General features: G+C 64.2%; 14 protein-coding genes. 6 read left to right on the top strand and 8 right to left on the bottom strand.

The features are described from left to right. Positions 1-63: 63 nt before the first annotated feature. Positions 64-1,614, bottom strand: a complete 1,551-nt coding sequence (locus tag CMO28_RS11210; RefSeq protein WP_296713440.1) for a 2-isopropylmalate synthase — start codon at positions 1,612-1,614, stop codon at positions 64-66. 449 nt (positions 1,615-2,063) lie between these two features. Then, positions 2,064-2,588, bottom strand: a complete 525-nt coding sequence (locus tag CMO28_RS11205; RefSeq protein ID WP_296713438.1) for a lasso peptide biosynthesis B2 protein — start codon at positions 2,586-2,588, stop codon at positions 2,064-2,066. A 253-nt stretch (positions 2,589-2,841) separates the two neighbouring features. Here CMO28_RS11205 and CMO28_RS11200 point away from each other — a divergent pair, with 253 nt between their 5' ends. Further along, positions 2,842-4,077, top strand: a complete 1,236-nt coding sequence (locus tag CMO28_RS11200; RefSeq protein ID WP_296713436.1) for a sensor histidine kinase — start codon at positions 2,842-2,844, stop codon at positions 4,075-4,077. 99 nt (positions 4,078-4,176) lie between these two features. On the opposite strand, the gene CMO28_RS11195 is transcribed toward CMO28_RS11200, so the two are convergent. Beyond that, the gene (locus CMO28_RS11195) at positions 4,177-5,154 is read right to left on the bottom strand and encodes a replication protein RepA (RefSeq protein WP_296713435.1); all 978 of its coding nucleotides are present in this window, start codon (positions 5,152-5,154) and stop codon (positions 4,177-4,179) included. Positions 5,155-6,322: 1,168 nt separating this feature from the next. Here CMO28_RS11195 and CMO28_RS11190 point away from each other — a divergent pair. Next, positions 6,323-7,363, top strand: a complete 1,041-nt coding sequence (locus CMO28_RS11190; protein WP_296713433.1) for an AAA family ATPase — start codon at positions 6,323-6,325, stop codon at positions 7,361-7,363. Next, entirely contained in the window at positions 7,363-8,265 is a 903-nt protein-coding gene (locus CMO28_RS11185; protein ID WP_296713431.1) for a ParB/RepB/Spo0J family partition protein, read from the top strand. Before CMO28_RS11190 ends, CMO28_RS11185 begins: the two co-directional genes overlap by 1 nt. A gap of 122 nt (positions 8,266-8,387) precedes the next feature. Here CMO28_RS11185 and CMO28_RS11180 read toward each other — a convergent pair whose 3' ends face one another. Then, positions 8,388-8,930: a GNAT family N-acetyltransferase gene (locus CMO28_RS11180; RefSeq protein WP_296713429.1), complete on the bottom strand. Its 543-nt coding sequence runs from the start codon at positions 8,928-8,930 to the stop codon at positions 8,388-8,390. 602 nt (positions 8,931-9,532) lie between these two features. Here CMO28_RS11180 and CMO28_RS11175 point away from each other — a divergent pair. Further along, positions 9,533-10,063 (top strand): PadR family transcriptional regulator, encoded by a 531-nt coding sequence (locus tag CMO28_RS11175; protein ID WP_296713427.1) that lies wholly within the window; start codon positions 9,533-9,535, stop codon positions 10,061-10,063. Positions 10,064-10,122: 59 nt separating this feature from the next. Here the strand turns inward: CMO28_RS11175 and CMO28_RS11170 are convergent, their stop codons facing one another. The 4 genes from CMO28_RS11170 to CMO28_RS11155 form a co-directional block, all read right to left on the bottom strand. Continuing rightward, positions 10,123-11,733: an AMP-binding protein gene (locus tag CMO28_RS11170; protein WP_296713426.1), complete on the bottom strand. Its 1,611-nt coding sequence runs from the start codon at positions 11,731-11,733 to the stop codon at positions 10,123-10,125. Between the two features lie 44 nt (positions 11,734-11,777). Further along, positions 11,778-12,224, bottom strand: a complete 447-nt coding sequence (locus tag CMO28_RS11165) for a nuclear transport factor 2 family protein (RefSeq protein ID WP_296713424.1) — start codon at positions 12,222-12,224, stop codon at positions 11,778-11,780. 42 nt (positions 12,225-12,266) lie between these two features. Further along, on the bottom strand, positions 12,267-14,243 hold the full coding sequence (locus CMO28_RS11160; protein ID WP_322111330.1) for an NADPH-dependent 2,4-dienoyl-CoA reductase: 1,977 nt from the start codon (positions 14,241-14,243) through the stop codon (positions 12,267-12,269). A gap of 217 nt (positions 14,244-14,460) precedes the next feature. Further along, entirely contained in the window at positions 14,461-15,792 is a 1,332-nt protein-coding gene (locus CMO28_RS11155) for a lipase family protein (protein ID WP_296713420.1), read from the bottom strand. A 499-nt stretch (positions 15,793-16,291) separates the two neighbouring features. Between CMO28_RS11155 and CMO28_RS11150 the strand changes: the two genes are divergently transcribed. Next, positions 16,292-18,217 (top strand): AAA family ATPase, encoded by a 1,926-nt coding sequence (locus CMO28_RS11150; RefSeq protein WP_296713819.1) that lies wholly within the window; start codon positions 16,292-16,294, stop codon positions 18,215-18,217. Then, entirely contained in the window at positions 18,214-19,548 is a 1,335-nt protein-coding gene (locus CMO28_RS11145; protein ID WP_296713418.1) for an McrC family protein, read from the top strand. The genes CMO28_RS11150 and CMO28_RS11145 overlap by 4 nt, the downstream gene beginning before the upstream one ends. The last annotated feature ends 25 nt before the right edge of the window (positions 19,549-19,573 follow it).

Here is a 19,573-nt window from a genome sequence, read left to right as displayed (position 1 = left end):
CCGCTCTCCCGAGTAACCAGAGGTGCCGCATCCTGCCACAGTCCGGCACCTCTGGCGACCCGCTCAGCAGACCATGCGGGCCTTCGCCGCCGCGGCACATTCCGCCCGGGCTTCAGCCTCGCTGCGATCGCGGCCGAAGCCGACCCCGATCGCCCTCGCCCCCGCCTCGTCACCGATTTCGACATAGGCGGCGCCCCCCGCCGCCGCACCGTCGATGCGCCGGGTATGGGCCTCGCCGCGCGTCACCGTCCAGGCGGCACCGGGCCGGTCGGGGGTGGGCATGGCACGGCCGGCATCCGCCATATAGGCATCCGTGAAGGCGGCCCAGATTTCGGCGGCGGCGAGTTCGCGGCCGGTCTCGTCGGCCAGCTGCTGCAGGCGGCGGGCGAAATCGATCTGCACGAAACGCGGCAGCTCCAGCCCCTGGGTGTGCTGCAGCACCCAGCTGGCGCCGGCCTTGCCCGACTGGCCGTTCACCCGGATCACCGCCTCGTAAGACCGGCCGAGATCCGCCGGGTCGATCGGCAGATAGGGCAGATCCCAGATGCCGGTATTGCGCCGCTCCCAATCGGCGAAGCCCTTGCGGATGGCATCCTGATGCGAGCCCGAAAAGGCGGTGAAGACCAGGTCGCCGGCATAGGGGTGGCGAGGATGGACCGGCAGGCCGGTCGCCTCGGTCGCCGCACGCACGCTGGCATCGATGTCCGAGAAATCCAGCCCCGGCGCCACGCCCTGGGTGTAGAGGTTGAGCGCGAGCGTCACCAGATCGACATTGCCGGTGCGCTCGCCATTGCCGAACAGGCAGCCCTCCACCCGCTCCGCGCCGGCCATCACCGCCAGTTCGGCCGCGGCGACGCCGGTGCCGCGATCATTATGCGGGTGCACGCTGATCACCACCGCATCCCGCCGGGGGATGGTGCGGCAGACATGCTCGATCCGGTCGGCATAGATATTGGGGGTCGAGACCTCGACCGTGGCCGGCAGGTTGATGATCATCTTCGCCTCGGGCGTCGGCCGGACCAGATCGATCACCGCGGCACAGACCTCGATCGCGAAATCGGGCTCGGTGGCGCTGAAGGTTTCGGGCGAGTACTGATATGTCCACCGCGTGCCCGGCCGGCGCGCCATCTCGGCCAGGATCTGCCGCGTGCCCTCCACCGCCAGCGCCTTGACCTCGGCCCGACCGCCATTGAACACCATCCGCCGGAATTCCGGCGCGATGGCGTTGTAAAGATGCACGCAGGCCCGCGGTACACCCTCCAGCGCGTCGAAGCTGCGGGCGATCAGATCGGCGCGCGACTGGGTCAGCACCTGAATGGTGACGTCGTCGGGGATCAGCCGCTCGTCGATCAGCGTCCGGACGAAGCGGAAATCGGTGTCCGAGGCCGCCGGAAACGCCACCTCGATCTCCTTGAAGCCGATCGCGACCAGATGCCGGAACAGCTTCAGCTTCGCCGGCACGTCCATGGGGTTCATCAGCGCCTGATTGCCGTCGCGGAGGTCGGTGGACAGCCAGCGCGGCGCCTGGGTGATGCTGCGCGAGGGCCATTGCCGATCGGCCATGTCGGGCATGGTGGCGGCGGGGCGGTATTTCGTCTGCGGGGCGGTCAACATGAAGAAAGCTCTTGTCTCTGCACGACATATGGGTACGGCGGGCCCTGGGCCGCCGGAGAAGGCCGTCATTCGGATGCGGGCGATCGGCGTCAGCTGCGCCGGCCGCCGGCGCTAAGTCGACGTGCGAGATCGAACCGGGCCAGATAGTCCCGGACATTGACATGCAGAGAGTGGAGACGAGGTCGCAAGGTGCCACCGGCACGGGCCGGTGGTCTGGATATGGCGGTACACATGGGGGAGATGACTTCAGACGACGGACAGATGCTGGATCACTTCGGCCGGCAGACATGCCGGATCACCCGACCTCTCAGGAGGCCGGGCGGCGAAGTCGAAGCAGGTTGGCCGGCAGCAGGGCTGCGAAGGATGCGGTCGTCATCGGTGCAGCATGGCCGCCGGTGCAACCGCATGTCAAGTCATCCGTCAATGCCCCTGACGAAAGGCGTCCGTGGTCATTCCGGGCCTCGGGCGCGGTCTGACGGGAAGCGCGCGATTTCCGTGTGATCCGGCGCCACCTCGTGGCCCAGGAACCCCCGGCCGCGATATTCCAGCCAGGCATGGGCGGCAATCCCGCCGGTTTCGGTATCACGCTTCACGCCGTAGACGATCTCCACCGGCACGCCGCGACGCCTGAGCATGCTCTGCCCGGCAAGTGCCTGGGGCAGGCAGACCGCCTTGAACGGCACCTTGCGCGCCGCGACCGCCACCAGCCGGCCGATGCGCCAGGACTGGCGCCAGTCCGCATCCGCCCGCAGCACCTCCAGATCGGTGGTGTCGGGCGGCATCAGCCGGGCGCCCGCAGGCCGGCGCGACGACCAGGCCGCCAGCCGGCGAAACGGGATCAGCTTCACCGACGTCACCGCCAGCGCCAGGCAAAAGGCCGCTTCGATCAACAGCAGACGCTGGATCCAGATATCTCCGCGAGGCCGCGGCGGTCGGGTGGTCGGGGCGGCCGGGGCGGCGGGCTCTGTGGTCATGCGGACGGGGCACCGGAAGCAGACATGGAACGGGTACGGGCATCATAGCGGCAGGCCGGAACCACGCCAAGCCGCGCGCGAACCCGCCTGGCGCGCTGGAGAACGGTCTCGACAACTTGAAGGAGACAAGAGCAGACTTTCGGCGTATTTTGCACGCATGCGCGATTTCTGTCGCAAATCGGCAATTACTTGAATACGCCCTAAATGTATACTGTGTTTCGGGTGTATTTTAGATAAATGATGAAGCAGCCAGATGACCACGACCATGACCGACGCAGCCACCGACCGCGATAGCCCGGATCCGGCCCTGCCGATGGGAAGGCCGACGGCGCATGCCGTGAACGGTCTTTTGCGAAGCCTTGCCACCCTGTCGGGTGCGGAACAGGCCGTCCTTCTGCTGATGCAGGCCGATGGGTCGGTCCGGCGGCTGGGCAAGGCGGTGCCGATCCCGGGCATCCCGGCGCCGATCTTTCAGCTGCCGGACTGGGTGGCGCCCAATGCCGGCGCCCGACCGGTGGCGATCGGCACCAATATCCGCCCGGCGGCGCTGGGCCTGCCGGCCGCCATGGTCGACGTGGTTCTGGTGCTTGATTCCGGTGATCTGCGCGTCGTGCTCGGCTGGTCGGGCATGCCTGATGCCGCCGGCCGCACCAGGTCCCTGACCGCCTGGTCGGATATCGCCCCGGCGCTGGATGATGTTGTCGGCCAATATCGCCGCCATGACGCCGAAATGGTCCGGCGCGCCGCCATGGCGCATATCGATGCCGATGTCGACCGTCTGGCCGAGACCGTGGCGGCGGCAAGGCGCCTGTTCCTGGCGCGGATGAGCCATGAATTGCGCACGCCGCTGAACGCGATCATCGGCTTCTCAGAGCTGATCCGGACGCGCGCCCTGGGGCCACAGGCGATGGATCACTATCTTCGCTATGTCGACGACATTCATGTCAGCGGCCGCGAGATGTTACGGCTGGTCGACGACCTGCTCGACCTTGCCCGGGTCGAAGGCCATGCCCAGCCCATCGCCCCTGCCCTGCAGGACCTGGCCGCCCTGCTCCATGCCCCGCTCGACATCATTCGTCAGCGCGCCGAACGGGCCGGTCTGTCCCTCCAGGTGGATATGCCCGCCGGCATGCCGCCCCTGCGCGCCGATGGCGCAATTCTGAAACAGGCCATGCTGCGCCTGCTCGACGACGCCCTGCATGCCTGCCGCGCCGGCGGCGGCATCCGGCTGCGGGCGAAAACCCGAGAGGACGGATCCGGACATATCGACGTGGAAACCGATGGCCGGCTTACGGTCATGCTCCGCGCCGACACCATGGCGACGGCCGATGCCCATGACGTCGATCCCTCGATCCGCCAGGCGGACAGCACGGGCGTCAATCTGCCGCTGGTCGCGGAAGCGATCGAGCGGCATGGCGGCCGGATGACCGTCAGCCCCGGCGACATGCTCACCCGGATTCAGATTGCCCTGCCCGGCCTCGAGACCTGAGCGGCCGGGCGGCGGTGATGTTCAGATGTCAGAACCGTCGCGGCGCGTGGTGACGCAGGCTGCGGGATCTTTGGCGCCGCGTGGATCGGTGGCGCCAGTTCAGGCGCGCTTCAGGCGGCTCGGCAGTTTGACCGCCACGCTCGACACCGCCACCGACGGCTTCGAAGGCTTCAGCACCAGGCCGCGGCCGGACGCCTCCACATTGGCTTCCGGATAGACGGCGAGCACGTCCTTCAGCACTTCCTTCAGGCGGAAGGCCAGAACCCGGTGGCCGCTCTCGCTGCCGAAATGATCCGACAGCGCATGCCAGGGCACGGTGATCTCGCGCTTCAGCGCATGCAGCCGATAGGTCAGCCAGACATAGAGATCGAGGGCGAGGCTCGAATGCTTCAGCCGGGCGATCGCCTCTTCCGACAGCGGCACCGAGTGTTCCATCAGATGCTCGAAAAAGGCTTCGGAGAGCTTCACATGCCGCACCCATTCACCGCCGGTGCGGAACAGGTCCTCGGCATCGCTGTCGTCGCGCCACAGATCCATGCCGTCGACGATGCGCTGATCGGCCAGCCGCGCCTCGGCGCTGCCGCGTTCGAAGCGCATGGTGAACTCACACCGGGCGATGCGCAGCGCCTGCTCGCGAACCGGCGCATAGGAACCGCGCGGACCGCCCGAGGTCGACAGACCCATCTTGCGCAGCCAGCTGGCCATGGTCGGCCCCAGATCGACCACCTGGCTCTGGCTGCGCACCGCCTCGGTCTGGAAATAGATCATGATCAGCCGCGCCTTGGTGCCATAGGGCACGCCGATGTCGACGATCTTGTCCTTGAGCGGCAGGATGCCGGGGCGGATGATCAGCTGGTAGGCGCCATTGCGGCGGACCCAGGGCTCCAGCGGATTCTTCGGCTCACGATGCGGCAGCGCCGCCTGGGCGAAACCCGAATGGAGATAATTGATCGTCTCGTTCTCGAGCGACATCATCTCGTGGGCCCAGCGCCCCCGCCGCCGCTCGGCGGCAGAATCCGCCGTCGCCATGACCTGTTCAAGGCCGTGAAGCATGAGCTGCTGATGCACGTCCGCCATATCGACCTCCGGGCTCACGCACCGGGCGCCATGCTCCTCACATGGTCGTGCCCCGCACATGGTTTCGGCCGGCCCCTGCCGAAGGGGCGACCCGTTCATGCCTGATCCGTCACGATCCGACTTTACACAGGACGGGCCGCCGGACGGAAGTCCGTCGGGCCCCCGCAACGGCGCCGCACCACGAATCCGTTACAAGTTCAGCGATGCTGCCGCGCCCTGCCGTCGGATGATGACGCGGAGATGACCGCCGTTTCAAGTTCAGCGTTGTTGCCGCATCGCCGCCCCCCACCTGCCGTTCCCGGCCGGTCGCTGCCCCACAGATGGCGGATATCCTCGGTTTTCCACGCTGAACTCGTAACGTTCGGGGGTCTGTCGGCCGGCTTTCGCTGAAAACGCAACGCATCGGCGCTGATCTCGATACGGCGCGGGCCGCGCTGCACGCTGAACTCGAATCACCTGCCCCGGTTATCCACGCTGAACTCGATACCCCTTCCTATAGAGAGTCCCCTATAGATCTTTCTTACCGATAGGGTGACGCAGCATGGTACATGCCATCGGGGTCCAGGCGCCTCCCGCCCCATCTCAACGACCTGGGACAAGGGTCTGTGATGCCAGCCAAAACGGGAGACCTGCATCAACCCCTCCCCTCCCCCTTCAAGGCATCACCCGGCAGTCGGGTACCGGGTTTCGTCCACAGCCGGTCGCCGATTTCGACGCTGAAGTCGATACGCCGCACCGGGTCGTGACGCGGTCATCTTCACGCTGAATTGGTAACGCCCGGTCCCCTCCCCTCCCCTGTCGCTGGCAGCCGAAGCGTTACGAGTTCAGCGTCGGGAAGCACGGGATTCTGCGGGACTCCGGCTCTTGCGGCACAGCTCTCGCTGATTTTGAAACGCCCGCCGCCCGATCTTCAGGCATCGGCCAGATTGTCGGAGTCCGACGCTGAATTGGTAACGCCCGGCCTGCGACCGATGGGCGCGGCCACATCAGGAATCAGGTCAACCATCAACTTCGTGATTGATGCGTTGATGGCGGCGTGCCATGCTGTCGGCCGAACGGTAACGGGGACCGCGCCCCCTCGAGACCGGCTTCCATCCCGTCACGCTCCAGCCGGCCGCCGGCTGGCCATCATCCGATCCGGAAAGGCTCCCCTTATGAGGCTGTCCCGATGAACGGCGAACGCATGCGCGAACTTCGCCAGCAGCTGCGCTTCAGCCAGGCCGACCTGAAGGAAGCCCTGAACCAGATGCTTGGCCGCAGCTATGACAAGCCCAAGATTTCGCGCTGGGAAAACGGCCGCGATCCGATCCCGGCCGATGTCTCGATGGCGCTGAACCGCCTGGTCGAAGGCAAGGGGCGCGAGGCGCGGACCATTGTTTTCGCCAATCAGAAGGGCGGGGTGGGCAAGACCACCAGCGCGCTGAACCTGGCCTATGCCCTCAGCCGCGGGGATCACCGGGTGCTGCTGGTCGATATGGACCCCCAGGCCACCGCCACCGTCGCCCTTCTGGCCGACGGCGCCGTCGAAGCCTATCGCCAGCGGCGGACCATGGCGCAGGTGATCCTGGGCGATGTGCCGATCGCCGAGGTCATCATCAAAGCCGGCGAAGAGATCATACCCGACCGGGCGCCGCTCTGTGATCTTGCCGCCAGCCATATCGATCTGGCCGAGACCGATGGCCGGCGCGAACCTGGCTTCGACATCACCCTGCGCGAAGCGCTGGAGCAGGTGCGCGACCGCTATGACTTCATCGTCATCGATGCCCCGCCCAATCTGGGCATGCTGACCTGGATGTCGCTGGCGGCCTCCGACGACGTGATGATCCCGGTGCGCACCGAACCCTACGACACCATGGGTGTGGGCCTCATTCTCGGCACCATCAACAAGGTGCAGCGGCGACTGAACCCGGCCCTCCGGCTGGCCGGTATCCTGCCCACCCAGTACGGGCGGCGGAAATCGGTCGACCGCGAAGTGCTGGCCCATCTGGTCCAGGCGATGGGCGATATCGCGCCGGTGCTGGAGCCGGTGCCGAACAGCGCCGTTTTCGGCCATGCCGCCCGCAATGGCCGCATTGCCCTTGAAGCCTCGCCGTCGAGTGCCGCACCGTCGGTTTATCTGCGACTGGCTGCTGGCATCATTGGCGATACCCCCCTGCCCCGCGCTGATGTCGATGTCAGCTATGCCGGCATTGATGAGGACGAGGTCTGATGGCTCCGCGACGCAAGGCCCCCTCCCCCATTCTCGGCGCCGTGCGCGAGATGATCGCCGATGCCTCCGACACGCTGGTCACCGAGAACAGCCGGTTCAAGCACACCTTCGAAGTGGCGATCGACAAGATCAGCCCCGACCCGGATCAGCCGCGCAAGTATATCGACGACGAAGCGATCGCCGAGCTGGCCCGCACCATGGAGGAGCACGGCCAGCTGCAGCCGATCCTGGTGCGGCGCGATCCGGCCGACCGGCGCCACTACGTCATCGTCGCCGGTGAGCGACGCTACCGCGCTGCGCGGCTGAACGGATGGCCCACGCTGCTTGCCATCGAGCATGATGCCGATCCCGAGATCGCAGCGCTGATCGAAAACCTGCAGCGCGTCGACCTGTCGCCGGTGGACGAGGCACGCGGGCTTGCCCGCCTGATCGAAGGCCGCGGCTGGAGCCAGGCCGAGGCGGCCGGCGTCCTGGGCAAGGCCAAGAGCGAGATCAGCGGCGTGCTCCGGATCCTCACCTTGCCGGATGATCTGCTCGATGCGGTTCTGACGTCAGAACTGACCCTGCCCAAGAATGTCCTGGTCGAGCTGGCCCGCATCGAGACCCCGGCCGTTCGCGACCGCCTGGTCGCCCTCGCCTTCGAGGGCAAGCTGACGGTCCGCGCCCTCCGCGCCGCCCGGGCCGAGGATAGTGGCAAACCCCCAAGGCTGCCCGAGCACGACGCTGAAGTTGAAACGGCCGCCACGCGCACGGCGCCGGGCAAGCTGTCGCTGCGGCAGCTCGATCGTCTGGCCCTTGCCCTTGAAGCCGCAGCCCATCGCGGCACGCCCCTGAGCGCTGCCGAGCGTGAGCGTCTCGAAATCATCCAGCATCATATCGAGGCCCTGCTCAGCGGAAGCTGACGCAGAGCGGCGACGCTGAAGTTGAAACGGCAGGGCCTTCGGGCCCTGCCGTTTGTCGTTGCGGTGTCTTGCTTCCGGATCTCATTCCAGGCTGGACCGGCCGCCCGGATGCCTCCCTTGCATCAGCCGATGCGCTTGGTCATAAAGACCCGCGAGAACCCGTTATCGATCCGGCGCCCGGTCTCGACATAGCCGTGGCGCGTATAGATCTCGACATTCCGCGCCATCAGCACATGGGTGTAGAGCCGGACCTCCCGAAGCTTCAGCTCCGCCGCCCGGGCTTCTGTAAAGGCGAGCAGCTGACCACCGAGCCCGGTGCCCTGGGCCGAGGGCGCCACTGCGATGCTGTGCAAGAGGAGATGGTCGGTGTCCGGCATCAGGATGACCAGACCGACAGGGGCCGACGCGGTTCCGACGGCCGGATCGGCAGCGTCTGCCAGCCAGACCTCGACATCGGGATCGGCGAGCAGGGCAGGGACATCGTCACCCATCGGCCCGGGCTCTCGCCCGATCACCGGGATCCAGGGGGCGTAGGCGGCCGTCGTGATATCGATGATCGCTGCGGCGTCGTGAAGCGTCGCCCGGCGGAACGCCGGCGCTGGTGGCTGGTGGCACGGCACCCGGGGGCCGGCCCCGGTGCCGTCCGGCAGGTCGATGGTCATCATGTCCGTCCTCGGCAGCGCCGTCCTGATCTTGAAAGCCGGGCAGGGGCGGGCGATGCCATCGGCCGGCTATTCCGTCATCATAGAACCATCCGGGGCCGGGCTTCCTGCGTCAAACTGCCTGGGGATCAGCGGCAGAGGCGGGCCACGCTGAATTTGTAACGCGGGGCCGATGAACGACCGGGCCGGGCGTATCAGCTTCAGCGAGGCGTTCCACATGGTCGCGGGCTTCGCTGAAGACGATACGGCGGCGCCGTGTTCTGATGTCAGAATGGGGCGCTGAAGGAACGGCGGGGGCAGAGCATGACCGATGGCATCCGCTGAGGCGTCGCGTTACGAGTTCAGCGTTGGAAAGAGGGCTGGAGGGCCTGAAAGGGTGTTCACGAACAGAGCTTGTGGGGTGCGCCCCGGGCATCTCCGCGCCCTGAAACAGGACATCAGGGCCCGATAATGATCGTGGCCGCGGTCTGCCGTATCAAACTCAGCGCCTGGCGTTACGAGTTCAGCGCTGCCGAAGAGCGTCGTTATGGGTTGCGGGTCTTGACGTCGACGGCCGGGAGCCGGAGAGTGGCGGCGCCTGCTGCCCATCAAAAGCCGAGCCCTTGATGTCCCTGCCCCATGCCCTGCTTACCTCGCTGCTGGAGCGGCCCTGTTCCGGGTCGGAACTGGCCGGCCGGTTCGACCGCTCGATCGGCTATTTCTGGCAGGCGAGCCATCAGCAGATCTACCGGGAACTCTCGCGGCTGGAAGCGGGGGGATTGATCGAGGCGCTGGAACCCGAGGCGAGCCGCGGCCGGCCGCGGGCCTACCGGGTGCTGCCGGCCGGGCGCGCTGAGCTTGCACGCTGGGTGGATGAGGTGTCGGAGCCCCGGCCGCTGAGAGATGAGTTGATGGTGCGCCTGCGCGCTGCCGCGGTTCTGGGCACCACCAGCCTGGCGGAGGACCTCCGGAGCCGGTTGCAGCGGCACCGCGACATGCTGGCCCGCTATCGCGAGATCGAGGCCCGGGACTTCACGCCGCCGCCGGCCACGCGGGATGCCCGCCTTCGCCATCTGGTGCTGAAGGCGGGCATCCGGCACGAGAGCAACTGGATTGATCTCTGTGTCGATGCGCTGGAGATTCTGTCGGCGGACTGACCCGCCGACGGCGCCCGTGTCCGGCCGGTTTCCGGGCGCCGGCGTGTCGGAAACCGGCTCTAACGCAGGGCCGCCCGCAGGATTTTGCCCACCGGGGATTTGGGCAGGGCCTCCCTGAACACCACCTGTTTCGGCACTTTGTAGGCGGTGAGTGCCTTGCGGCAATGGGCGATCAGCTCTGCCGCCCCGGTCTCCCGGCTGACGGAGACGAAGGCGCGCAGGGCTTCGCCGGTGGTGTCGTCGGGGACGCCGATGACCGCCACATCGACAACCGCCGGGTGCTCGGCGATCACCGCTTCGACCTCGTTCGGATAGACATTGAAGCCTGAGACCAGGATCATGTCCTTCTTGCGGTCGACGATTTTCAGCCGCCCGTCCTCCCAGACGCCGATATCGCCGGTGCGCAGCCAGCCATCGATGAAGGCCTCCGCGGTCTGTGCTGGTGCGTTGAGATAGCCCGAGACGACATGCGCGCCGGCGACCAGGATCTCCCCCGGTACCCCGGGGGCCGCAGGGCGACCGTCGTCATCGACCAGGCGCACCTCGCAGCCGGGGATCGGGATGCCGACCGTGCCCGGCCTGACCAGGGCCGGATTGGCCTGGTTGCAGGCGATGATGCAGCAGGTTTCCGTCATCCCATAGCCTTCCAGCACCGGCCCGACCCGGCTGCTCCAGGCGGCATGGGTGCCAGGCCGGAGGGCGGTGCCGCCCGAGATGGCGAAGCGCAGCCGTGGCGGGTTGGCAATGAACCACGGTTCCGCCAGCAGGCCGGCGAAAAGCGTGTCGACCCCGGTGGTCCAGTCGATGCGATGATCCCTGAACACCGGCTCCAGTGTGGCCAGCGGGCGCGGATTGGCGATCAGCAGGTTGCGGGCGCCGGCCTGGAAAAACAGCAGGAAATTCAGGGTGAAAGCGAAGATATGGTACATCGGCAGCAGGGTCAGGATGGTCTCCCCCGGCTGCGGCGCACCGTTTTCGGCCGCCAGATGTGCCCATGTCTGGCCCAGCACCGCGCGCAGATTGCGATCGGTCAGGATCGCGCCTTTCGACCGCCCCGTGGTGCCGCCGGTATACTGGTAGAGGGCCACGGCGTCACGGGCACGAGGCGGCAGCCGGAGAGGGGAGGGTGGGGCATCACTCGCCAGAAGCTCCGCAAAGGGCAGGGCCTCGCCCGGTGTGATCATCACCACCCTGAGGCCGGGGTCCGCAAGAGCCTGTTCAAGCTGGTCGAGGCTGATCGGGGCTGTGATCAGCACCCTGGCGCCGCAATCCTCCAGCTGATGATTGAGCTCCCGGGCGGTGTAGAGCGGATTGACGTTCGAGACGATGGCACCGGCCTTCCAGGCGGCAAGCACTGCCAGCGGATAGTGCAGGCAGTTGGGCAGTCTGATCGCGACCACGGTACCGGGCGCGACGCCGAGAACGCGCATGAACCCCATGGCGAGCCGGTCGGTAAGGGCATCGACCTCGGCGAAGCTCAGGCTCTGGAGCCGGCCATCAGGGGTCGGAAAGGCGAAGGCTGCGGTATCGCCGAAGCGCGCCGCGGCCTCGCGCGACAGGGCATCCAGGCCCGGCGGCGACGGATCGGGCCGGAAATCGCGCAAGGATGCGGGTTCCAGCGCCGACCACGGGCGGGGCCAGGCGCTGGCATCAGGATGAAAAGGCGGCATGCGTGGCTCCGAGGAAGGGCCGTGGATCAGGTCTGGGCCGTGTGTCAGGCCTTGGCCTTGAATGCCGGCAGGCTGCCGCCCACCCGCGCCGCCATGCGGGCGCCCAGCGCCTGCAGGCCGCTCATCGGCCGGACCATGACCTCGAAATCCCGGATCAGCCCGTCGGCATCGAAACGGATCATGTCGATGCCCTTCAGGCTGCGGCCGTCGACCGTGGCCGAAAATTCCAGCACCACATCCAGCCCGTCATCCGACACGAAGCTGCGGTGATAGGTGAAATCCTCGAAGACCTCGATGACATTGCTCAGCGCCAGCACCAGCGCATCGGCAGAGGCATAGGCGTTATGGGCCATGGGGGAACGGAACACCGCCTCCGGATGGGCGATCTCGCGCAGGCGGCCGAGATCATGGACCTCCATCATCTGGTGCCAGAGCTGAAGCGAGGCTTTGACGGCGGGGGCGGCGGCTTCGGGGATGTGCAGAGCGGTCATGGTGCGTTTCCTCGTATCGGTCTTGTTGGGGAAGTTCTGACGTCAGAATGTTGCGGCGAGGCGTGTGCCCTGGTCGATGGCGCGCTTGGCGTCGAGTTCCAGGGCCAGATCGGCACCGCCGATCAGATGAACCGTGCAGCCGGCCGCCTCCAGCGCCGCGGCCAGGCTGCGCTCCGGCTCCTGCCCGGCGCAGATCACCACGCTGTCGGCGGGGATGACCCGGGGCTCGCCGCCCGCTGTCACCACCAGCCCGTCATCGTCGATCCGCTCATAGGTGACGCCGCCGGTCATGGTCACGCCCCGGGCCTGCAGGGCCGCGCGGTGGATCCAGCCGGTGGTCTTGCCGAGCCCGGCGCCCGGCCGGCCGGCCTTGCGCTGGAGCAGCTGCACCTGGCGTGCGGCGGGGCGGGGGGCCGGCTTGCCCAGCCCGCCCGGCGTCGCGGGGTTGGTGTCCACGCCCCAGTCACGGCCAAAATCTTTAATACTATCGGGTCCGTGGGTTTCGCCATGGGTCAGCAGCTCGGCGACGTCGAAGCCGATGCCGCCGGCGCCGATGATCGCCACCCGATCCCCCACCGGCTTGCGGTCGCGCAGCACATCCAGATAGCCCAGCACCTTCGGATGGTCGCGCCCGGCAATCTCGGGCTCGCGCGGCACCACGCCGGTCGCCAGGATCACGGCGTCGAAACCGCCGGCGGCCAGCTCCTCCGCCGTCGCCCGGTGGCCGGTCCGCAGCGTCACCCCCGTCAGCTCGATCCGCTTGCGGAAATAGCGCAGCGTCTCGTGGAACTCCTCCTTGCCCGGGATGGTCTTGGCCAGGTTGAACTGGCCGCCGATCTGGTCGTCGGCCTCGAACAGCGTCACCTGATGGCCACGCTCGGCGGCGGTGGTGGCGAAGGCGAGCCCGGCCGGGCCGGCACCGACCACGGCCAGCCGCTTCGGCGCCGCGGTCGGCGCAATCACCAGCTCAGTCTCGTTGCAGGCCCGCGGATTGACCAGGCAGGAGGTGATCTTGCCACCGAAAGTATGGTCCAGGCAGGCCTGGTTGCAGCCGATGCAGGTGTTGATCTCATCGGCGCGGCCGGTGCGGGCCTTGCGCACGAAATCGGCATCGGCCAGGAAGGGGCGGGCCATCGACACCATGTCGCAGGCCCCCTCTGCCAGCAGCCGTTCGGCCAGCTCCGGCGTGTTGATCCGGTTGGTCGCCACCAGGGGCAGGCCGACCATGCCCTTCAGCCGCTGCGTCACCCAGGCGAAGGCGCCGCGCGGCACCCGGGTCGCGATGGTCGGCACCCGCGCCTCGTGCCAGCCGATGCCGGTGTTGATGATGGTGGCACCGGCCGCCTCGATGGCGCGGGCCAGGATTGCCACCTCCTCGAAGGTCGATCCGCCCTCCACCAGATCCAGCATCGACAGACGGTAGATGATGATGAAGTCGGGACCGAGCTTTTCCCGCACCCGCCTGACGATCTCGACCGGGAAGCGGATCCGGTTCTCGTAAGGCCCGCCCCACTCGTCGTCGCGGTGGTTGGTGCGCGCGGCGATGAACTCGTTGATCAGATAGCCTTCCGATCCCATGATCTCGACGCCGTCATAGCCGGCCTCGCGGGCGAGGGCGGCGCAGCGCACGAAATCCGCGATCGTCTCCTCGACCTCGGCACCGGTCAGCGCATGGGGGCGGGCAGGGTTGATCGGTGCGCGCACCGCACTCGGCGCCACCAGATCCGGATGATAGGCATAGCGGCCGAAATGCAGGATCTGCATGGCGATGCGGCCGCCTTCGGCATGCACCGCGTCGGTCACGATCCGGTGGCGGCGGGCCTCGTCGCTGGTGGTCAGCATCGCACCCCCGGGTAGCGGCCGGCCCCGTTCATTGGGCGCGATGCCGCCGGTCACGATCAGCCCCACTTCGCCGCGCGCCCGTTCGGCATAGAAGGCGGCCATCCGCTCGAACCCCTGCGGCGCCTCTTCCAGGCCCAGATGCATCGAGCCCATCAGCACCCGGTTGGGCAGGGTCATGAAGCCCAGATCCAGCGGCCGGGTGAGGGCCGGGAAAGCGGATGAGAGGGGAGGGGAGGGCGGGGTAGGGGAGAGGTGGGCAGGGGAGAGTGGGGGGGGGGTGGGAGTGGGCAGGTCGTCGGTCATCCTCGGAGCGCTCCGGCTTTTATGCAACCAGTTGCATGAACTCTAGCCGGAGCCGGAGTGCTGCGCAACTGGTTGCATGGCGCGCTGCCGGTCAGCCCTCGTGGAGCATCGCCTGGAAGCTGTCCAGATCCGGTGCCTGCGGCTTCCAGTCCGCCGGCACTTCCGGCAGCAGCTGCGAAGGCGTCAGGCCGAAATTATGGACATACTGGTCGATATGGGTGGCGGTGATCAGCTGGCCGATCTGGTCCATCACCGTGGCCTTGCCGGTCTGGGCGGGGTTCTGTGCCGTCACCGGGTTGCTGTCGGTGAAGGCCGGCCAGTCGCTCCAGGCGGGGTCGGATTTCAGCGTATAGCCCTGGGCGTCGGTCGTGACCGTGCCCCAGGTGAAATGCCCCCAATTGGACGAGAAATCCGCCGCACCGAACATGTTGTGCGTGATGTTGGCATAGGTGATGTCGCGGATCCGGCGTTCCATGTAATGCACCAGCAGGTCGACCGTATAGCCGACGCTGACGGTGCCCGAACCCAGCATGCCGAAGATGCTGGGATAGTTGCCGGCCTTGTCCTTGGGCTGGATCACCGTCGGCAGCATGTTCCAGGCGCGCGGCACCACGTCGTGCATGTTCACGAGATCGGTGGCGTCGGGATAGCCCGCGGTGAACAGATCCAGCCAGGCCTGGTTGCCCGGGGTCGCACCGGCCGAGGGCAGGAGGTTGATGGTGCCCCAGCCGCTTTTGGTGGGATCCGGATAGAGATAGAAGGCGAGGGTGGGGGAGAGCGCGCCGGCCAGACTGTGGCCAGTGAACCAGAGCGTGGCGCTGCTGTCGGCCTTGGATGCCAGGAAGCTTTGCAGCGAGCCCTGTTTCGGATCGGTCATGCCCAAAAGGGCGCTGATGCCGGTGGCGGTGCCGGCGGAGATCTGCGGCGTGCTCTCGGGCAGCACCTCGTGCCGCTTTTCGGTGAACGGGATCGCCGGCGGCCAGGTCGAGGTGGTGCGGGCGTAGACATCGAAGTCTTCGTCGACCCAGTCCATGACGTTTTCGGCATTGGTCGCCGCGATCGCCACCACATAGGTGTTGAGCGACGGGCTCCAGCCGACATACATCGAATTCGTGGCATAGAGCGACAGGATCTTCGAGCCGTGCTTCAGCGGCGCTACCCAGACGCAGGGCCCCCAGACCACCTGCCAATCTCCGCCCGCCAGCTGGCTGTTCATGGTCGGGAAAAAGCCCGGCCAGGCCGGGCCCTGATAGTTGGCGAAGGCGCCGTCGCTCGACAGATCCTGCAGCGTGCCGCCATTCAGCCCGGCCGCCATATAGGCGGTCAGCTCGGTGTTGTAGCCCGAGGTCGTCGCCTTGATATCGGCGACGGCATTCGATGCCAGACTGAGTGAGAACACCGTCTGGTTGAGATCATAGGCCATGGATGTCTTCCCCCCAAGGTGTCCTCTGCCCCGAAATGGTGGACCCCGAAATGGTGGACCATTTTGCAAAGGACATGTGCAGACCGAGTGATCTTATCACGCGATTGCACAACGGGAAGTTGCAGGTTGAGGAAATTCAACGATTGTTGAGTGTCAGCCGCTGCGTGACGTTCCGAAGCTGCGCCACGCGAAGGTAAGGATGGCGAGTGATCGGCCGGGCTGGCTATTCGCTTTCTGGGTAGCCAAATGCAGTTGATTATCTATAAAAACATAAGTAAAATACACATATATTCTATTTTTAGTAGTTAAATATAATCGCAAAGGTAGTGCAAATGGGAAAAATTATCGACAAATTTACAATTTGTGATCGATTCCGATCATGTACAGTTGGTGTGTGTGTAGAGAGCCATGATCGAGGTGTGTGTCTGGTGGTCATTGTGGAATGACAAAATTGCCGTCCCGCACAGGCTATGTATCTGGATGAAGTGGGTTGACCGAGATGCGAGAGGCTGAATTTCGGATTTGGTTACAGAAGGATGGCGAAAAAACCAAGGGGGGGCTTAATTCTCGTGTTCAGGCAATAAAGGTCATTGAAAAGAATCTTGGCAAACTGGGCTCTCCACATGTCGATCTCGATGCAGCTTACCATGCAGATAAATTTACCGAGCTACGCAAGCGCCTTAAGGAAATGCGTAATAATTTCAACGATGGCGGTGATGATCATCGGAAACTAATGCCTTCTTCAGAGAATCCCCTTAACAGGTTGTCCAGTTGGAGTAGTTGGCTTGCCCAATATGGGAAGTTTCTTGGAGAAAATATGTCTCAGGCCGATCGTATAAGGGGAAATGCCGACATGGCACGTATCGAACCGATGCCGACGAATCTTATTCTCTACGGCCCTCCTGGCACTGGCAAGACCTATCAAACGGCGCAGGAGGCTGTGGCCCTATGCGACGGAACAGGCACCTATCCCCAATTAACGGGCGGGCGTGCAAGATTAATGGCGCGTTACAATGAACTGGTAGCAGAAAAGCGGATCAGCTTCGTTACGTTTCATCAAAGTTACGATTATGAAACCTTTGTTGAGGGCCTTCGTCCAGAAATGGGCATGGAAGAAGGCTCGTCTGTAGGGTTCCGACTTGATGTCGTGCCGGGAATATTTCGTGAGATTTGCACCTTGGCGGATCAGGCGAGAACGCGACCTCATATCCCGACGAGTGCATCGGAACTCGATTTGAACAGCAGGTCTTTCTGGAAAATGAGCCTCGGGTCGATTGATGACGGCAATGACCATTACGATGCAGCCTTAGCTGGCAAATATATAGCATTGGGATGGGGTGGAGTAATCAATTGGAGTCCGGATAAATTCTCGTCATTGGATAATATCAAGGAAGCATGGCTCGAACAAAACCCCAACGATCGAAGCCCAAGCAATTGGAACCAGGTTTATCTATTCCGCTGTAAAATGAAGCAGGGTGACATAGTAATCATTCCTTATGGAAATAGGTCGTTTCGAGCTATTGCAGAGGTGACAGGCGATTACGAATTTTCTTCAGAGGATAGCTACTACCCTCACCGCCGTCCTGTTCGGTGGCTTCTGACCCTCGACGCCCCGCTTCCACTTGATTTGATTATTGAGGGACAATTTGCAATGCGGACACTCTATGCGCTCGCCCGGGACAGAGTGAATCTTCGGGCCTTAGGCGGATTGCTCGCGCCTGGAGCAGAACCGGGCGGCGAGGCGGATGTTCAAAGACAGCCGGCACAATTTGTTCTCATTATTGACGAAATTAATCGGGCAAATATATCAAAAGTATTTGGAGAACTGATTACCTTAATAGAACCAGATAAGCGACTCGGAATGCCAAATGAACTCACGGTAAAATTGCCGTATTCCAAGAAACAGGATTTTGGTGTCCCCGCAAATCTCCATTTGATTGGCACTATGAATACGGCTGATCGATCGATTGCCTTGCTCGACACAGCTCTGCGGCGACGCTTTAGCTTTCGGGAAATAGCCCCCGATCCAAGCCTGCTGGGTGTAGTAAACGGTATCGACCTGTCGGCCGTGTTGACAACGATCAATCGCCGAATTGAATACCTCATTGATCGCGAACACCGTATTGGGCATGCCTTCTTCATCGACTGTGAGAATGCGGAGCAAATTGAAAAGGCAATGCGGAACAAGGTCATTCCGCTGTTACAGGAGTATTTCTTCGAGGATTGGAGCCGGATCGCGGCGGTGCTTGGTGACGGATTTATCTGTGCAGAACGTCTCGATCCTCCACCTGGAATCGAAGGAGAGAGCCGGTTCAGCTGGTCAGTGCGTTCGCCGTTTGGCGAGGATGCCTTTCAGCGATTGCTGCGCGGAACTGAAGTCATGTTCGATGCCGTACCCGCGGCGGTCGGTGAACCCGGGGAATGACACATCTCACCGTTCGCGAGTGGGGGAGTGTCCCGGTTTGTGCGGACATCAGCCGCAATCATTCCCTGGCCTTCACGCGCTCGCAGGCCAACGTCCTGCTCGCTGCGGCGCGAGCGCATCCTTTGGCGAAACAGCATGGCACCAACATTCTGATCGACCGGCACACCGAAATCACTGCGGCGCAAATGGTTGGCGTGATTGCCGGACCAGGATGCAGCCTTGAGATTTTGCCCAAGATCCATCCAGAAGTTTACGAATCGGACGTCGTCGCCCGGCGCCGTCTGGTGCAAATGCTCGATGTCGCAGTCGGTCTTCAAATCGGCGAGGGGCAGGTAGTATCAATGGCGCGGCAGACAGAGACTTTGCTCGACATTCTGATACGACTGTTCGCCGATCGGCTCATGGCTGAAACGCGGCGCGGGTTGCCGCGCGCCTATCAGGAGCAGGAGAACGACTTGCCTGTGTTACGCGGACAACTCAACGTCAGGTGGCAATATACCACGCTGGCCGTTCGATCCGATCGGATAGCCTGCCGTTATGACGCTCTGTCGGCTGACACAGCGTTGCTTCGTATCATGAAGGCTTGCGTCGCCTTGCTGCACCGCCATGCTCGTTCAGCCGAAACCAGCCGCCGTTTGGACACGTTGCGCGTTCTGTTCGCTGATGTCAGCGATGTGTCCTCAACCGCTCTCCCATGGTCGGAGGTTCGAATCGACCGAACAAACCGTCGTTGGGGATCGCTTTACGAATTGGCGCGTCTGTTTCTGAAACAGGAATGGCAGTCCACGCACCGCAATATCCACGCACAACACGGGGTCACACTTCTGTTTCCTATGAACGACTTATTCGAAGCTTATATTGCGGTGCTCGCAAAGCGCGCACTTCGCGGTACGGAGCTGACTGTGCATTCTCAGAGCGGAGGCGCATTCTGCCTCAGAGAACAAGACGAAGCCGGCAGGCAGTTCTTTCGGACGAGGCCCGACCTCCTTATCAAGCATGGCCGAAATACTAGAATGGTTATCGACACCAAATGGAAGCGCATCGGTCAGAATCTCGATGATCCCAAGCGGGGCGTTTCGCAGGCCGATGTGTATCAGTTGATGGCCTATGCCCGGCTCTATCGCAGTCGTGAAGTTATGCTCCTCTACCCGCACCATTCCGGGCTCGGTGCGGAAACAATGAACGTCGCTTATGAGATTCTGGAAGGCGGGGAAAGATTCCGCGTGGCGAGCGTCGATCTGATGTCTGACCATGCATCTGTTGTCAAAAAACTATCTGGGCTCATCCTCGCAGCTGGTTGTCCGACGGAAAGAACGAACGGCCCGGGATGATCCCGGGCCGTTCAGAGGTTTTGCT

Source organism: Tistrella sp. (assembly GCF_002684955.1).
Taxonomy (GTDB): Bacteria; Pseudomonadota; Alphaproteobacteria; order Tistrellales; family Tistrellaceae; genus Tistrella; species Tistrella mobilis.
The sequence above is the reverse complement of the archived record's forward strand: the minus strand, read 5'-3'. Positions and strand labels throughout refer to the sequence as shown.

Bases quoted from the DNA above. Each gene is read 5' to 3' on its own strand.
- CMO28_RS11185 (WP_296713431.1), top strand. From the start codon at position 7,363: ATGGCTCCGCGACGCAAGGCCCCCTCCCCCATTCTCGGCGCCGTGCGC.
- CMO28_RS11180 (WP_296713429.1), bottom strand. From the start codon at position 8,930: ATGATGACCATCGACCTGCCGGACGGCACCGGGGCCGGCCCCCGGGTG.
- CMO28_RS11200 (WP_296713436.1), top strand. From the start codon at position 2,842: ATGACCACGACCATGACCGACGCAGCCACCGACCGCGATAGCCCGGAT.
- CMO28_RS11170 (WP_296713426.1), bottom strand. From the start codon at position 11,733: ATGCCGCCTTTTCATCCTGATGCCAGCGCCTGGCCCCGCCCGTGGTCG.
- CMO28_RS11195 (WP_296713435.1), bottom strand. From the start codon at position 5,154: ATGGCGGACGTGCATCAGCAGCTCATGCTTCACGGCCTTGAACAGGTC.
- CMO28_RS11190 (WP_296713433.1), top strand. From the start codon at position 6,323: ATGAACGGCGAACGCATGCGCGAACTTCGCCAGCAGCTGCGCTTCAGC.
- CMO28_RS11160 (WP_322111330.1), bottom strand. From the start codon at position 14,243: ATGACCCTGCCCAACCGGGTGCTGATGGGCTCGATGCATCTGGGCCTG.
- CMO28_RS11165 (WP_296713424.1), bottom strand. From the start codon at position 12,224: ATGACCGCTCTGCACATCCCCGAAGCCGCCGCCCCCGCCGTCAAAGCC.
- CMO28_RS11175 (WP_296713427.1), top strand. From the start codon at position 9,533: ATGTCCCTGCCCCATGCCCTGCTTACCTCGCTGCTGGAGCGGCCCTGT.
- CMO28_RS11205 (WP_296713438.1), bottom strand. From the start codon at position 2,588: ATGACCACAGAGCCCGCCGCCCCGGCCGCCCCGACCACCCGACCGCCG.
- CMO28_RS11155 (WP_296713420.1), bottom strand. From the start codon at position 15,792: ATGGCCTATGATCTCAACCAGACGGTGTTCTCACTCAGTCTGGCATCG.
- CMO28_RS11210 (WP_296713440.1), bottom strand. From the start codon at position 1,614: ATGTTGACCGCCCCGCAGACGAAATACCGCCCCGCCGCCACCATGCCC.
- CMO28_RS11145 (WP_296713418.1), top strand. From the start codon at position 18,214: ATGACACATCTCACCGTTCGCGAGTGGGGGAGTGTCCCGGTTTGTGCG.
- CMO28_RS11150 (WP_296713819.1), top strand. From the start codon at position 16,292: ATGCGAGAGGCTGAATTTCGGATTTGGTTACAGAAGGATGGCGAAAAA.